Below are 16,269 nucleotides of genomic sequence, written 5' to 3'. Positions count from 1 at the left end.
GGTCAGAGATTAATAATAAGACTGTTAAGTGCTGACATAGGCTTGGTCATTTACACTTTTACGTGTTTTTAGGTTATATATGGTTACCGATAAAGACGGGTATATCCACTTAGTGCAATATTTAACTGAGCATCTAGGGATATTTGCAAACTCGCAACAACAAAGCGCTGCAGATGATACCGTTATGGAGTTATTTGAAGAGCAACTTGCAGCACAAATTATTATGGTTTGTGGGCAGAACCCTTCGTTGACTTTTGCTCAACGTAACTTAGTGATCCGCGAAGTTGATTCAATTGTTTATGATCTAGAAGAAATTCTAGCCCGGGTCGCATCACAAAAGGCAACAGCCGAGCAAACGCTATTTATTACCGAGTTCTCCTGTTTGATCAAAAACCTGTTTGATCAAGAGATCAGTAAGTTATTAGCGGCATAAAAACTGCTTATCTCACTGGCAAGTAGCAAAGTAGCTATGACACATGCTGGACAATATAAGAAACCCAAGAGAGAAGGTCTGCGGTACAAAGCCTGATATATAAAGGTGCTGAACTTAGAGAGAATATCATTCTCCCAGGTTTAAGCTGCTTTTACTCTTGCTTTAATTGCATATGTTTTCGTGTCGATCTTGATACTAACGCGCTATTTTGGGCAGAAGATCATGGCTTGAATAGTGATCTTAGTTAACGAGCCGCAACTTTAGCTCTTAGCGTTAGATTTACTCTTGGTAAGGCTAAGTTAGATAACTTAGCCTGCAATATTTCGATTTTGCAGTGTAATCAACGAGACTCAAGCCTCAAGCATTTAGGCTACTTTTATATTTGCTTACAGTCTTTTAGCGTGAATAACTTGGCGGCTTTAGAATTAAGGCCTAGTGTTGCAGAAACCATAGAGGAGACTGCGATGCTGAGTAAGCTAAATCAATCTCAGAATAGACAGCATATGCTGATCTATTGCTGTTTGTTGATTTTCTGGTTTTTGTTACGCCTTTTTAGTCAAAACTCATTTGATCTCGGTTGGGGCTTTTTTCCTTTCGTCATATCCTTACCTTTTGTGCCGTTTATTCTTGTTTGGCTGGGAGTTCAGTTTTATCGTCATTGCCGTCAGTTGATTTATGGTCACGCAAGCTGGTGGCATCTTTGTCACTGTGTTTGTACTGCGAGTCTATTTGTACTATTTATCTCTAACTTTTTGGCATAAGTTTAATTTTGTGCCAGCATTTGTTCAGCTTGGCTGTGTAATAGTGTCAGCCACTTCATTTACCTATAATTCTTGTTATCATATAGGCAAGATATACGATATAAATCATCAAATTATTAGAGGGCTTCCATGCTTAAAAAATTAGGCTTAAGTTTATTGATCCTGACATCTTCATTCTCAGTGTTAGCAACTGAGAAAGCCGTGATAGGCTCAACTGCCAAGATGTCTGTTGCCCATGCTGAGCTCTCCTATACCGCACGTATTGATACCGGAGCCGTTAATACCTCGCTGCACGCATATGACATTGTTGTTGAAGGTGGTAGTGCTAAGAAGATGAAAGACAATGTGGGTAAAATGGTGTCTTTTACTACAGAGAATAATGCAGGGGACACTAAACGACTAACCGCCAAAATCGTTAAAACCTCTACGGTAAGTAACTCTCAAGGTACAGAAACCCGTTATATGGTTGATTTAGATGTGGGCTTTAAGGGGAAAGAGCGCACGGTAAGAGTAAACCTGAGAGACCGCAGCCATATGGACTATAAATTACTTATCGGTCGTAATTGGTTAAAAGACCGCTATGTTGTTGATGTTTCGGAAAAGAAAATTATTGGCCCGACCGCGCCAATTAGCATCGTAGAGTCAGGTTTAATCTTTAAGACTCGTATTGATACGGGAGCAGTTGAAAACTCACTTCACGCGTTTGATATGAAGATTGATAATGAAGATCCTGATATGGAAAAGAATGTCGGTAAAATCATTCATTTCACTACTGAAAATGAAAAAGGTGAGTCTCACGTAGTTAAGTCGCGTATTGTAGAAACATCGCTTATTAGAAATGCGCAAGGCAGCGAGATCCGCTATATGGTTGAACTGAATATTGGTGAACCGGGCCAAGAATACAAGGTTAAAGTTAACTTACGTGACAGAAGCAAAATGTCTTATAAGTTATTGATTGGCCGCAACTGGTTACAAGGCCACTATATTGTAGATGTGTCTCGTTAATCTTTTGTTTAACGGCTGAGCAATAGCGTTTAATTACCAGCTTTATTGTTTTTTAGACGAGTCGCGCCGCATCAAATGATGCGGCGCGACTTTTTTATTTCATTGAGAGTATTTTATACCAATCAGTATAAACATTTAGTTACTCAGCGAGAGTTTAGCGGTTTTGAGGCAAGGTCATTAAGTGCTCCTCGGTAACTGCTCCTGCGTTACTCTACCTCCTATATCCATATAGTCGTGCTTTAATGGCATTCGCTGCATCCATGCAGCTCGCAACGAGTGAAGAGCATAGTTGAACTAGGGTTAAGCTCCCTAATGTTGATAAGAGCCGCAGCATCAGAATCGCTAAAAATCGCCATTCTGGAGCGTTTTTTGGCTGCCTACTTCTGCGTTGATTAACTGCCTACTTCTGCGTTGATTAACTTTATAAGGGAATAACCATTGTTGCAGATATTCGCCTTGAATTAGTTTGCCAAACATCGCTCTGAGTAGATCAAATTCTAATACTGATTGGTATTCGTTATAACCCAAAATAAAAACAGCGCTTTACTGTGATGGCGTTCAACTTTATCAGTTCGGAAAAACAGCCTTAGTTTTTAGTACCAGCTTATCAAGCTAGTAACTCGTGTCTGTTATATTTAACCGTTTTATACTGCTTGGTGTTAGTTGCTTACTTCAATGTGGTATTTTTGTAAGGTATTAAATCCAGCTTGTTGCTCTAAACGAGAAATACTCAGCCCGCCATTAAACTCACTTTTCAACCAGACAGAAAGGGCTGAGAGTGTGCCCGTAACATCATTAGTTGCTAAGGTGTTGTGTAACTTTTCAAGTTGCTCATCAGTGAGTCTGCGACCGTTATCTTTTAGCTCCATAGTGATCTGATTGTTAGTTTTGTCCAAATGGATTTCAATCCGGTTTTGCTCAGATGGCTGATAAAACGCATCGTTAATGGTGTTACTAATTGCTCGATAGAAAATTAATAAAAAGTGCCAATGGATCCCATCAACAACTAGGCGCTTTTCGCTGTGGATCGTTAAGTTAATATTCTTTGAGATGAGCTTAGGTTGTAATAGGGCAACGATATGCTCAAGTAATAATACTAAATCGATTGGTTTTGCCAGATAGTCTTGGGCTGAGAATAGGTATTCTAAATGGCGCAGACGCTCGGTTTGATCCGCTAACGCACGATTAAACTCTAGTGCGTCGAGTTCACCATTTGCCAAACGATAGGCACTTGCAGCTAAATCATCCTGCTTCCTAAATATCGGCTTAACAATAGCGGCGACTAAAGAAGGATAGAGTGCTTGGTTTTCAACTTTGACTCTTTCAAAGCTTATTGCTCGATTAGACTCAGATTTTGCTTGATTGCTCTCATCTAACAAGCGGCGGTTTGTCTGCTCAAGTTTTTCGATGAAGCGAATATTGTCTGAGGTTTCTTGCCTTAAAATTTCAAATTGGGCTTTTTTCTTTAACTCCAACGCTTTTGTCACGCTGATATCAAAAGCGATTGTACCAACTGCTGTGACTTGGCGCTGCTCATCGAAGATTGGGAACTTAGTGACTAAATACGTGTGCTGTTTATCTTTTGCTGGAAATGTTTGCTCATAGCTGAGTTCAAACTTAGTATTAACCACGTACTGATCATTTTTGGCATTCACTTGGGCAATCTCTTTTGGCATGACCAAGTGATCTTTGTTGCCTAATATATCAGCCCGGTCTCGGCCAAGAGTTTGACAAAACTGATCGTTTACAAGAGTAAATTCACCATTAATATTTTTGATAAAAATCAGGTTATGAGCAGAGTTTAGCACCGTATTTAATTGCTCTTTTTTTTCTTTTAACTCGGCTTGCGCTTGTTGCTGTACATCTAACTGTTGCTCAAGTGCTAAGTTGGTTGCATCAAGGCTGGCTAGCGCGATTTCTAATTGGCGGGTTCGCGAGCTAAAGGCTTTGGCAAGCATGCCTATTTCATCATTACGCTGGGTTGCCTCTAACTCAACTTTAGCTGGATTACTGTCGTTTAAGGCGCGAACCATACGGCTAATGGGGGTAATAAAAAGCTTATTTTGCATTATAAACAACAGCATCAGTGCGAGGATTTGAATGCTGACTAAATAGATCCCCACAGAACTTGCGAGTGATTGATTGTTGTTAGTGATGGCCGATATTGGCGTAACAAGCACGATTTTCCAGTAGGTGCTTGGCATAAGGAAAATTGTTACCAGCACAGGTTCTTTTAGTTTTGGGTCACTGCTAAGTTGTAGGCTAGCTATTACCTCAACTTGTTTAAGTTTATCGCTGGTATTTTGATTAATAAGCGCTACCAGTTTGTCACGCTCATGGGGCGGTACATTGGCAGTGACCTTAGCTAACTGCCCATCGTCATAGGCTTTGTTGGTATTGGCTTGAGCAATAAACTGCTGATCAACCTCTGACACTTTACGTTGAAGTGCTTTAAAGTCAGGGTGTTTTTTGGCGAAGTCTGCAAAAGGCAGAAATAATTCGTGGTTATTGACAAGACCACTGCTGTCTTCAATTTCCGGGTAAGATAACAGTCGATTTTGCTGATCAAGGGCAAATACATAGCCACCTTGGTTAGCTGTCGCGGTATGTAAAAAGTTATCAATGCTTGAAAGGGCAATATCAACGGTGGAAACACCGATAAAATTATGATCAGACCACATAGGGACTGACGCGGTAAGCATGGCGTTGTTGGTATAAGGGTCTATATATGACTTTGACCAATAGGTGGTATCGGTTGGATAAAACCTCGCTGGCACATACCAGTCAGCTTTAAAATAAGACGGAGTAGCGTCAAAGTTATAATCGTTAACTTTAATCAATTCGTCAGCATAATTTCGAGACCAAAAATAGCTATTCTTTTCTTTTGATGGGTCAACACTATATGGCTCAAGCCAGATCCCACCGCCCAAGATCACATTTTGTTGACCCGACTGGTTTAAAATGGCTGGAATGATTTCATTGAGCTCGTTGGGAGACTTTTGATATAGCTCGCCGATAGCACCTATAGAAACGGCTAGGTTTTCAATACGATTAGTTTTTTGTTGTAGTTTAGCCGTGATCGTTTTACCAAGGTTGATACTCAAGGCAGTTTGGTTGTCAATTAATCGATCTCGCTCAATCGATTTTATAAACCAGATGCTGGCGACAATAATCACCGCAGCAACAAACAGTTGAATAAACATAAACTGTATTGGCAAGCTTGAACGCCAGTTTGTCAACTTAGTCGATCTCCTAAAACGAGCTTTAACGCTTTTTATTGCTCAATTGTTGATGGCCTATCAAGCAATCGATAAAAACGTCGCTTTTAACTTTTTGCTTTTATTTATATTTTTATTAATAAAAGATAAACACTTTAAACGTCATGTAATTATACAATTCTTGTTATTTTTTTGTAAAACAAAGTCTGTAAAAGATACAATATTAGACAATTTGCCAAGTTGATATAGCAATATAATACCAATTAGTATAAGAAGTTGAGCTACTCAGAGCGATTTTGGCAAACTAATTCAAGGCGAATAATTGAAAGAATGGTTGCTCCCTTGTGAAGTTATTCAACACAGAAGTAGGCAGCCAAAAGCGCTCCAGAATGGCGAGTTTTAGCGGCTCTGATACTGCGACTCTTGGTAAAAAGAAGAAGCTTGAACCTAGTTTCACTATGCTCTTCACTCGTTGCGAGCTGCATGGATGCAGCGAATGTCATTAAAGCACGACTATATGGATATAGGAGGTAGAGTAACGCAGGAGCAGTTACCGAGGAGCACTTAATGACCTTGTCTCAGTGCCGCTAAATTCTCGCTGAGCGATCAAATCTTTATACTAATTGGTATAAAACAGATGACAAATTACTGTGCGAACAACTCAATCAAGCTGGCAGCAAGTTTTTTATAGAGGCTTTAATTTGTTTGCTAGTAAAGCAAGCTGATATTGAATCAGGGTTAGTAACTACAACAGCATGAGTAGAGAGAAGGATTTTGGGGTTACAGCTTATGACTTTTGGTAAAGAAAAATAAAAGCAGCCTAGGCTGCTTTTATTGGTAAGTGAGCTAACAGAAAGCGGTTCTATATTTTTAAACCAATTAATAACTGGTCTAGTTGCTCAGTGGTTGCATGCAGTTCGTCACAGCCTGATACAGACTGATTAGCTGATTGCTCTACATGTTGTGACTGGCTACGAATATCCATTAAGTTAGTGGCGATCTCATTGGCGACGGCAGATTGCTCCTCTGCGGAGGTTGCAATTAGCACGCTCATCTCGTAGACCTTAGCACTGTGGTGCGCGATCCCTTGTAAGTCTTTACCGGTATCTAGCACATGTTTTTTGCCTTCTTCAGCCTTCTCAACTGTGCGGCTCATAACTTGCTTTAAGTTACGCGCGCCGGTTTGCAGGGCTTCAATCATGGTTTTGATTTCAACGGTGGCAGCTTGAGTGCGGCCAGCAAGCGTACGAACTTCATCTGCAACCACAGCAAAACCACGACCTTGCTCACCAGCTCTTGCAGCTTCGATGGCCGCGTTTAGTGCCAGCAAATTGGTTTGCTCTGAAATAGCATTAATTGTGGTGACCACTTCATCAATTTTAGCTGCATTATCATTTAGATGATTTACCGCCTCTGAAGCGTCGGCTATTTCAATTGATAGCCCACCAATTGCATCAACAGTAATGGCGATATCTCGAGAACCAGCATCGACTTGCACGTTCGCTTCTTGGGTTTCCGTTGATGATAGCTCAGCGTTACGGGCAACTTCAGTGACTGCAGCGGTCATTTGCTCCATTGCTGTTGCTAATGAATCTATATGTTGGCGCTGATCGACCGCTAAAGTTTGGCCTTCGGTCGCGGTGTTTCTGAAATCTTGCACTACATCGCGGATCTGTTGATTTGCACTGGTCATTTCTGTGACGAGCTTATGTTGGCGCTCAACTAAGGTATCAATACTAATTGCTAGGATGCTGAATTCGTCTTTAACTTCAAAAAAGTTAAGTCTGCCAGTTAAATCCCCATCAGCCGCTTTTTTCAGCGCCATAACGTTGGTGTATAACGCGCCACCAACAAAGGTTGAAATATAATAACTGCTGATAAGAATGATACTAATTAACAATGCTAAAACGAGATAAGCCATATACTCATTATGAGTCTGACTTTGCTGCATCGAGGTGAGGGTAGTTATTAGTCCATTACTGCCTATATCACTTGTGCTTTCAACCCACTCCCCTACGATTTGTGTTTTACCGCCGTTACTTGCAATGCTGACTAATTGACGAGGAGCAGTTTGTTGATGATTGACGCTTATCTCACCTTGCAGTGCACTTAAGAAAGCTTGTTGCTGTTCTTGGGGCACAAATTGATAGGCAGTATTAAGGGAATTATTTAACCTTTGGTTAAATTCGTCGGTCTGTGCAATCTGGCTTTCGGCTAGATTTTGCTTGTAATTCGCGTTAAGTAATATCGCTAAGCTTAATAATGTGATGATAGGGATTATTGCTAAAACAGCAAACTTGGCCCTAAGTGTCATGTGAATAAGGTATTTATCGACCCAACGGAACTTAACTTCTTTCATAATGTTCTCTTATTTAAAATCACCAACCTAGCTATTTATCGGACATTGCGGCGGATTCTTAAATAATTTTTCAGCAGTTTGCGCTATACGACTTATTTTTAAACAGTGGGCTAGCTAACATATTGAATATCAAGATATCTGCGTTCGGGATTAGTGTGGTTGCGGAGTATAAAATCTAGTCTTTTAATAGTTTTACTAAGCTATTTATCTTGTTTTGATGGATTATTAAACTAATTTTATTGGCGGATGGAGTTGAAAGTAGATTGCGATGCCTTGTATAAGGACTAAACAAAATAGGTAGTTAGCTACAAAAAAGGTGAATTAGGCCTAGTCAAATGTGGCTGTCTAACGTAAAATTTTAGTCTTTTTCTATTTTCACAAAGAAAATACGTTAGCCCAAAAGTCGTAGGTCGAAGACTTACTTGCACTGGAAGAGATGATGTCACAGTTAACAGAGATCGTAGAACAGGCTTTAGCCGCCATCGAAGGAGCAACAGATTTAAAAGCTCTCGATGACCTCCGTGTCGATTACCTTGGTAAGAAAGGTCAAATCACCGACATGATGAAAATGATGGGTAAACTGCCTCCAGAAGAAAAGCCTGCGTTTGGTCAAGCAGTGAACCAAGCTAAGCAAACGGTTCAGCAGCAACTTTCTATTCGCATTGATGGCTTAAAGGCTGCCGAGCTTGAAGCTCAGTTAAAAGCGGAAAGCATCGATGTGAGTCTTCCTGGCCGTCGTATCGAAAATGGTGGTTTACACCCAGTTACGCGCACAATTGAGCGTATTGAAGCATTCTTTGGTGAGTTAGGCTTTGTTGTTAAAGACGGCCCAGAAATCGAAGATGACTTTCATAACTTCGATGCACTCAATATCTCTGAGCACCATCCTGCTCGTGCTGATCACGACACGTTCTACTTTAACCCTAAAGTAATGCTACGTACGCAAACTTCAGGTGTGCAGATCCGTACGATGGAGCATGAAAAGCCTCCTTTACGCATTATCTCTCCTGGCCGTGTATACCGTAACGATTACGACCAAACTCATACGCCTATGTTCCATCAGGTTGAAGGTTTGCTTGTCGCTGAGAACGTTAACTTTGCCGAGCTAAAAGGTATTTTGCACGACTTCTTACGTAACTTCTTTGAAGAAGATCTAGAAGTGCGTTTCCGTCCATCTTACTTCCCGTTCACTGAGCCTTCTGCTGAAGTTGACGTAATGGGTAAAAACGGTAAGTGGTTAGAAGTATTAGGTTGCGGCATGGTACATCCAAATGTACTTCGCAGCGTGGGTATCGATCCAGAGCAGTACTCAGGTTTCGCATTCGGTATGGGTGTAGAGCGTTTATCAATGCTTCGCTACGGCGTTAACGATTTACGTTCCTTCTTTGAAAACGACCTACGCTTCCTGAAGCAATTTAAATAAACGGAGCTGTAATAGCATGAAATTTAGCGAATCTTGGCTTCGTGAGTGGGTTAACCCAAGTGTTAACCGCGAAGAATTATCACACCAAATTACCATGGCAGGTCTTGAAGTTGATGGCGTTGAGCCAGTAGCTGCAGACTTTAGCGGCGTTGTAGTGGGTGAAGTGGTTGAATGTGGCCAGCATCCTGATGCTGACAAGCTGCGCGTAACCAAAATCAATGTTGGCGGCGATGAGCTGATCGACATCGTATGTGGCGCCTCAAACTGTCGTTTAGGCCTTAAAGTTGCAGTTGCTATGGTTGGCGCTGTGCTACCAGGCGATTTCAAAATTAAGAAAGCTAAACTACGTGGTCAACCATCATTCGGTATGCTGTGTTCGTTTGGCGAGCTAGGCGTAGATATCGAAAGCGATGGCATTATTGAATTGCCATTAGATGCACCAGTGGGTCAAGACGTACGTGAATACCTAGATCTAAACGATGCGGTAATCGACGTTGACTTAACGGCTAACCGCGCAGATTGTCTCGGTATGGCTGGTCTTGCTCGTGAAGTGGGCGTATTAAACCGTCAGTCAGTGACTGAGCCTACCTGGCAAGCTGTTGCTGCAACTATTGTTGATGAAGTTAGCATTGACGTGCAAGAGCCACAAGAGTGCGGTCGTTACTTGGGCCGTGTGATTAAAAACGTTAACGTAAAAGCTGAAACACCACTATGGATGCAAGAGAAGTTGCGTCGTAGCGGTATTCGCTCTATCGACCCAATTGTTGATATCACTAACTTTGTGTTGATTGAATTTGGTCAACCAATGCACGCATTTGACTTAGCTAAGTTAGATGGTGGCATTCAAGTACGTAAGCCTAAGGGCGAAGAAAAGCTAACACTGCTTGATGGTAACGAAATTACCATTCCTGAAGGTATGTTGATTATTGCTGACCAAACTAAACCATTAGCACTTGCGGGTGTATTTGGTGGTGAGCACAGTGGCGTTACCACTGAAACAACTGATATTTTGTTAGAGTGTGCGTTCTTCGCGCCTTTAGCTATTTTAGGTAAAGCACGTAAGATTGGTTTGCATACTGATGCATCGCACCGTTTCGAGCGTGGTGTTGACCCTGAACTGCAACAAAAAGTAATGGACCGTGCAAGCCGTCTAGTACTAGATATCTGTGGCGGTGAAGCTGGCCCTGTTGTTGAAGCTAAATCTGACGAGCACCTACCAAAGCCTGCACAAATCGTGCTACGTCGAAGCAAACTAGACAAAACCCTAGGTCACCACATTGAAGATAACGATGTGACTGAAATCCTAGAGCGTTTAGGCTTTGTTGTTGAAGTCGCAGAGGGGCAGTGGAACGTAACGACTGCAACTTACCGCTTTGACATGGCAATTGAAGAAGATTTAATTGAAGAAGTTGCCCGTATTTACGGTTACAACAATATTCCAAATATTGCGCCAATTGCGCAATTAAGCATGTCTGATCATAAAGAATCAAACATCAACATTAAGCGCGTGCGCAGCATGTTGGTTGCTCGTGGTTTCCAAGAAGCTGTAACTTATAGCTTTGTTGATCCTAAGCAACAAGAGTTGATTCACCCAGGTGCAGAAGCAATGATCTTACCGAACCCAATTTCGGTTGAGATGTCTGCAATGCGTCTGTCTATGTTCACCGGTCTTTTGACTGCAGTTGGTTATAACCAAAGCCGTCAACAAAACCGTGTCAGACTGTTTGAAACAGGTCTACGTTTTGTACCAAATGAAACTGCAGAGTCAGGTGTGTCACAGCAACCTATGCTTGCTGCTGTCATTGCAGGTAATCAAAACGATGAACATTGGACAATGGAGTCAAAAACAGTTGATTTCTTTGACCTGAAAGGTGACTTAGAAGCAGTCATCGGTTTGACTGTTGCTGATACTGAATTTAGTTTCAGAGCAGCAACACACCCAGCCTTACATCCGGGGCAATGCGCTGAAATCTTAAGAGATGATCGCGTAATTGGTATTATAGGTACGGTTCATCCAAGCCTAGAAAAGCCATTTGGCCTAAACGGAAAAACAATTATTTTCGAGCTAGAATTAGATGCTTTATTGCACGCTAATTTGCCGCTAGCCCAGACTGTATCTAAGTTTCCAGCAAACCGTCGTGATATCGCCATCGTAGTAGATGACGCAATTTCAGCCGATGATGTTGTAAAAATGATAAGAAAAGTTGGCGAAAATCAGTTGGTTGGCATAAACTTGTTCGATGTATACCGAGGTAAAGGTGTAGAGGAAGGCAAAAAGAGCCTTGCAATAGCACTCTTATTACAAGACAACGCTCGTACACTGGAAGAAAAAGAAATCGCGGAGATGGTAGAAGTAGTGGTTTCTGCTCTGAAAGACGAGTTCAACGCATCGTTGAGGGACTAAAAGTATGGCACTTACCAAAGCCGAAATGGCAGAACATCTTTTTGAAACGCTAGGCATCAACAAGAGAGTAGCGAAAGAGATGGTAGAGACGTTTTTCGAAGAAATTCGTCAAGCTCTTGAAAGTGGTGAGCAGGTCAAGCTATCTGGCTTTGGCAACTTTGACCTGAGGGACAAGAATCAAAGACCGGGAAGGAACCCAAAGACGGGAGAAGATATCCCAATTTCGGCACGTCGTGTAGTAACGTTCCGTCCAGGACAGAAGCTGAAAAGCCGCGTCGAAGAGGCTAACGCAAAGAAGTAATTGCATTAGTGTCGTAATGAAGAGGCCACTCAATAGAGTGGCTTTTTCTGTTGTTAACTTGCAGTAGAGGTTTGCTTTTGTCTAGAAAGCCAAAGTATTTTGACCGCCGTTTTAACGTTAGCTTGTTACACCCTAAATATTGGCTAACTTGGGTCGCGATTTTAGTGCTGGTGGTATTTGGCTTAATGCCTGCTTGGTTGCGTGATCCCATTGCTAAAGTATTAGCAAAGTTGGTGATGAAGATTGCTAAAAAGCCAATTAAGGTTGCACGAGCTAACTTAACAACTTGTTTTCCTGAAAAATCTAAAGATGAGATTGAAGCGTTGGTAAAAGACAACGTTGAAAATTTTGTGATGATTTTATTGGCACAATCAGAACTTATGTTGAAATCTCGCGCTCATATGAGACGCAGAGTGCAATTGCACGGTTTTGAGCATGTTGAGCAAGCAAGAGCAGCAGGCCAGCCAGTGATATTTATTATGCCGCATGTATGGGGTATTGAATATGCAGGGCTTAGGTTAAACCTAGATTTGCCTATGGTCTCTATGGCTAAGGCACATAGAAATGGGTTGTTTAACTGGTTCAATAATCGCATGAGAAGCTCACAAGGCGGCAATATCTACATGCGAGAAGCGGGCATTCGTGCGCTGCTTAGTGAGTTAAAACAAGATAACAGTTTCTTTTATCTGCCGGATGAAGATCTTGGTCGGGATAAAAGCGTATTTGCGCCATTCTTAGGTACAACTAAGGCAACGCTACCTGTGGTTGGGCGTTTGGCTCAGGCGGGTAATGCGCAAGTTATGCCGGTTAAGATTGGTTACGATCAGAAAAAGCGTCATTTTGATTTAACGGTTATGCCTGCAATTGACCCAGAGACCATGCAGGGTAAAGAAAACGAAGCAATAGCGTTAAACAAAGCGGTAGAGCAGGTGATCTTAGCTTACCCTGAGCAGTATATGTGGTTCTTGCGTGTGCTAAAAACACGTCCTGAAGGCGAGCCATCGATTTACCACTAATCGATTTATCACTAATAGTTCGATACAAACTAAAAAGCCGCAATAGATATTGCGGCTTTTTTAATGCTCTTCAATTTTAACTGAAGTATCTGTTATACGATTAGTTGATATTCGTCTCGTAAGATATCGATGATTTCTTGCTTTGGATTTTCGCTAATGTGTAGCTTCTGACCAATGATTTTCTCTGCAATACCTACATAAGTATTTGAGATCTCCATCATCACTGATTCTGGTAGTTTATTGTCAGCAGCTAAAGCAAAGCGCTCTTCCATGCGATTCTTGTTTAACAAGATATCTGGATCTGGGAAGTGGTTTAATAGCCATTGACGGAAGCCTTCTTTAGACTGCTCAATGATCTTGCCATCACGGTGCGATGAGCCGTCCCAGATGCGTGAGCTATCCGGTGTACCAACCTCATCCATATAGATAAGCTTTTCGTTGCCTGCAGCGTCATTGACGTAGCCGAACTCAAACTTAGTATCAACGAAAATCTGATCATGCTCTGCTAATGCATCGCTGATCACATCAAAGCCTTCTTTTAACAGCTTCTCGTAAAGATCAATATCAGCAAGGTTACTGAAGTTAAAGCCATCTACATGACGTTCGATATCGCTACGCGATACGTTAACATCATCAGCTTCTGGTACACCTTCAAGACCTGTTAGCACACCTTTGGTTGACGGGGTGATTAACAACTCTGGCAGCTTTTGATCTTTCTCTAAGCCTTCAGGAATCGTAATACCACAGAATTCGCGTTCACCTTTAGTGTATGAGCGCCACATAGAACCAGTGATGTATTGACGAGCAATCGCCTCAATCATGACTGGACGAGCTTTCTGGACAATCCATACTAACGGGTGTGGAATATCTAAAATGTGGCTGTCGGCTAAACCTTTGTCTTTGAAAAGCTTGAACCAGTGGTTAGAAATAGCATTTAGAGCTGTTCCTTTACCCGGTACGCCATTTAGACCATTTTCACCTTGCCAAACACAATCGAATGCAGAAATACGGTCACTGATCACCATAATCGCAAGTGGAGCATCGGCTGGGACATCGTAACCTTTGTCTTTAATTAACCGAGCACTATCTTCTTCGGTTAACCAGTAAACACTGCGCACTTTACCTGAATGCACAGGTTTGTTGGTACGAATAGGAAGGTTGTCATTTACGACTAAAACTTTATCTGCAAGATTCATAGGGCACACTTTTATTATTGAGAAGCTTAATTTTAGTGGCGCAGATTGTAACAGAAGTTCTTGGGGGCAACACCCTAGCAATAACAGTTTTATACAATTTGAAAACAGTGTTTCCTATAATGCAAAATGAGCGCTAATGAGATCAATAAATTGACATATTATCCTGCTAAGAACTATTGATACCGATTAATTATCGCCTCTAGTTTTCCAGTCGCTTTCATGATTATGATTTGATCGTCAATCCAATCCACCGTCGTTTGTTTTACCCCGTTGCCAAATGCTAAGTGGATATTAAGTGAGGGGGTGATATGGGCTATATCAGTAAATTTAAAAGCATTTGGGTCAATATTGTGCTGTTTAATGGCGTAGCGGATCCGGCTTTCCATTTCGACAAACAGATCTCCGCGCTGGTTGTTTAGCGCATTTAATGCACTTTGGTGGCTTTTAAAGTCAATTTTTTTAATTTGGCCGCTTGCTATATGCGGCGCAAGCCCTGGGTAATCAAAGCCCTTAAGTAAAATAACCGTCTTCCCAAATAGGTCTTCTACTTGTTGGTAGTGCTGAGTGTCATTGCTGCGCTGCACTAATAAGTGGCTTGCACGAAACAGCGGCTGTTTAGATAGGCGTTTATTTTGATAACCATTATCGGTATTTGTGCGCCACATTGGTGAACCGTAGCTTATCCAGTTGCGATAGGTTTGCTTTTTTATTTCATGAACATAACGTTTGAAGGGCATTACGTGAGTGGTGTAGCTAAAGGGCTTTTTTGCTGCTAATAAATTAACGACATCACTAATGATCCCAGAATTTGACTGGTGATTTGAAGTGTTAATTTGAAATGGCTCGGCTTGATTGGCAATAACCAAATAGGTCAACTCACAGGCTTTTGTAGCGAAAGGACTGTAGCCAACGAGTAATATTGCAGCGGTTAAAACAGCATTGATGAATTTCATATCGATATCACCGATTATAATCAAGCAAGGGTAATAGTGCGTTTTGAGCTAATGACTTAGTTTGTGTCAATTTACTTGTGCCACTTAGATTGTGTTTAATGAGCTCGTGCCAATTAAGTTGCCTAAGTTATTAGCTCTAAATAAATCGATAACTGCGGCTTTTTATAATCAAATTTATATATTGTGTTTATCTGCCGTATTTTTTCGCTAGTTAAAAACGCCGTTATCAAAGCGGATAGCGATTTAAATGTAAATTTATGCTAGCGCACTATTTGTACTAATGCACTTGTTTTTTAAGGTGTAATTTTATAGGAGTGATGGATTATCAGTACTTTTAACCACTTCACTTTGTTTGAATTAACAGCATGAGGCAGTAACTATCTATACTAAAAAGAAGACTTGAATCACTAGACTTGTTGGTTGAGAGCATTTGGAAATGTATTTAATTTCAGACCTAACACAAGGTCAGTAACCCGTTCAATGATAACTGGAGCGCGGTGACACGCTCCATCTTGTATTTTGCTCTTACTTGGCTTTATTATGTCTATTCATCAAGTTAAGGTTGATGTCTTGCATGCTTAACTCTTGATCTTCAAGTAACACCAGTAGGTGATAGATAAGATCTGACGCCTCATCAATTAATTCAGGCTTGTCATTAGTTGCTGCGGCTAGTGCGGTTTCCAGCCCTTCTTCGCCAACCTTTTGTGCAATCCTTTTCGTGCCTCGCTCAAAAAGGTGAGCTGTGTAGCTCGACTCAGGATCTTGGCCTTTACGAGATGCGATCAATGTTTGTAAGTTGTCGATAAAGCTATGGGCTTTACCATTTTTCCAACAGCTTTCAGTGCCTTTATGGCAGGTTGGTCCATTTGGCCTAACTTGCACTAATAGGCTGTCATTATCGCAATCTTTGTCGATTGCGATAAGATCTACCGTGTTGCCGGAGGATTCACCTTTGGTCCAGAGTCTTTGTTTGCTGCGGCTATAAAAGGTGACTTTTTTGCTCGATAGCGTTACGTCTAGCGCGGCTCTATCCATATAGCCAAGCATTAATACTTTGCCGGTTAGGTGATTTTGCACAATAGCCGGAATTAAACCGTCTGTTTTATCCCAATCCAGCTGGCCAATAAGATCACTTGCTTGTGATTCATTTTGCTCAAGTTTGTTCATGTTACATCCTTAAATTCGATTCAATATTGGCGT

The 16,269-nt window shown here is 41.4% G+C and carries 11 protein-coding genes; 6 read left to right on the top strand and 5 right to left on the bottom strand.

Annotated elements, in window-relative coordinates; genetic code table 11:
* Nucleotides 1-79: 79 nt before the first annotated feature.
* Together MSG37_RS10295 and MSG37_RS10290 are read left to right on the top strand one after the other, a co-directional pair.
* Nucleotides 80-433 (top strand): DUF3802 family protein, encoded by a 354-nt coding sequence (locus tag MSG37_RS10295; protein ID WP_248470588.1) that lies wholly within the window; start codon nucleotides 80-82, stop codon nucleotides 431-433.
* An 890-nt stretch (nucleotides 434-1,323) separates the two neighbouring features.
* Nucleotides 1,324-2,199, top strand: coding sequence for a RimK/LysX family protein (locus tag MSG37_RS10290; protein WP_248470587.1), 876 nt, complete (start codon nucleotides 1,324-1,326; stop codon nucleotides 2,197-2,199).
* A 659-nt stretch (nucleotides 2,200-2,858) separates the two neighbouring features.
* Here the strand turns inward: MSG37_RS10290 and MSG37_RS10285 are convergent.
* Nucleotides 2,859-5,438, bottom strand: a complete 2,580-nt coding sequence (locus tag MSG37_RS10285) for a PAS domain-containing protein (protein ID WP_248470586.1) — start codon at nucleotides 5,436-5,438, stop codon at nucleotides 2,859-2,861.
* An 841-nt stretch (nucleotides 5,439-6,279) separates the two neighbouring features.
* Nucleotides 6,280-7,776 carry a methyl-accepting chemotaxis protein gene (locus MSG37_RS10280; RefSeq protein ID WP_248470585.1) on the bottom strand — a complete coding sequence of 499 codons (1,497 nt, stop codon included), beginning with the start codon at nucleotides 7,774-7,776 and terminating at the stop codon, nucleotides 6,280-6,282.
* A 439-nt stretch (nucleotides 7,777-8,215) separates the two neighbouring features.
* Here MSG37_RS10280 and pheS point away from each other — a divergent pair, with 439 nt between their 5' ends.
* The 4 genes from pheS to lpxM all read left to right on the top strand — a co-directional run bounded on the left by pheS (nucleotide 8,216) and on the right by lpxM (nucleotide 12,920).
* Complete coding sequence (gene pheS, locus MSG37_RS10275) at nucleotides 8,216-9,199, top strand: phenylalanine--tRNA ligase subunit alpha (protein ID WP_248470584.1); 984 nt, start codon at nucleotides 8,216-8,218, stop codon at nucleotides 9,197-9,199.
* A gap of 16 nt (nucleotides 9,200-9,215) precedes the next feature.
* Nucleotides 9,216-11,603 (top strand): phenylalanine--tRNA ligase subunit beta, encoded by a 2,388-nt coding sequence (pheT, locus tag MSG37_RS10270; RefSeq protein WP_248470583.1) that lies wholly within the window; start codon nucleotides 9,216-9,218, stop codon nucleotides 11,601-11,603.
* A gap of 4 nt (nucleotides 11,604-11,607) precedes the next feature.
* Complete coding sequence (gene ihfA / locus MSG37_RS10265) at nucleotides 11,608-11,904, top strand: integration host factor subunit alpha (RefSeq protein ID WP_012142935.1); 297 nt, start codon at nucleotides 11,608-11,610, stop codon at nucleotides 11,902-11,904.
* 77 nt (nucleotides 11,905-11,981) lie between these two features.
* The gene (gene lpxM / locus MSG37_RS10260; RefSeq protein ID WP_248470582.1) at nucleotides 11,982-12,920 is read left to right on the top strand and encodes a lauroyl-Kdo(2)-lipid IV(A) myristoyltransferase; all 939 of its coding nucleotides are present in this window, start codon (nucleotides 11,982-11,984) and stop codon (nucleotides 12,918-12,920) included.
* 92 nt (nucleotides 12,921-13,012) lie between these two features.
* Here the strand turns inward: lpxM and MSG37_RS10255 are convergent, their stop codons facing one another.
* From MSG37_RS10255 to hisIE, 3 genes are all read right to left on the bottom strand, one after another.
* Nucleotides 13,013-14,116, bottom strand: coding sequence for a phosphoribosylaminoimidazolesuccinocarboxamide synthase (locus MSG37_RS10255; RefSeq protein ID WP_248470581.1), 1,104 nt, complete (start codon nucleotides 14,114-14,116; stop codon nucleotides 13,013-13,015).
* 173 nt (nucleotides 14,117-14,289) lie between these two features.
* Nucleotides 14,290-15,069: a transporter substrate-binding domain-containing protein gene (locus MSG37_RS10250; protein WP_248470580.1), complete on the bottom strand. Its 780-nt coding sequence runs from the start codon at nucleotides 15,067-15,069 to the stop codon at nucleotides 14,290-14,292.
* Between the two features lie 525 nt (nucleotides 15,070-15,594).
* Nucleotides 15,595-16,236, bottom strand: coding sequence for a bifunctional phosphoribosyl-AMP cyclohydrolase/phosphoribosyl-ATP diphosphatase HisIE (gene hisIE / locus MSG37_RS10245; protein WP_248470579.1), 642 nt, complete (start codon nucleotides 16,234-16,236; stop codon nucleotides 15,595-15,597).
* Between the last annotated feature and the right edge of the window lie 33 nt (nucleotides 16,237-16,269).

This window comes from Shewanella sp. 1CM18E, assembly GCF_023161665.1.
Lineage (GTDB): Bacteria > Pseudomonadota > Gammaproteobacteria > Enterobacterales > Shewanellaceae > Shewanella.
Note: the sequence above shows the minus strand (reverse complement) of the source record. Positions and strands in the feature narration are given on the sequence as shown.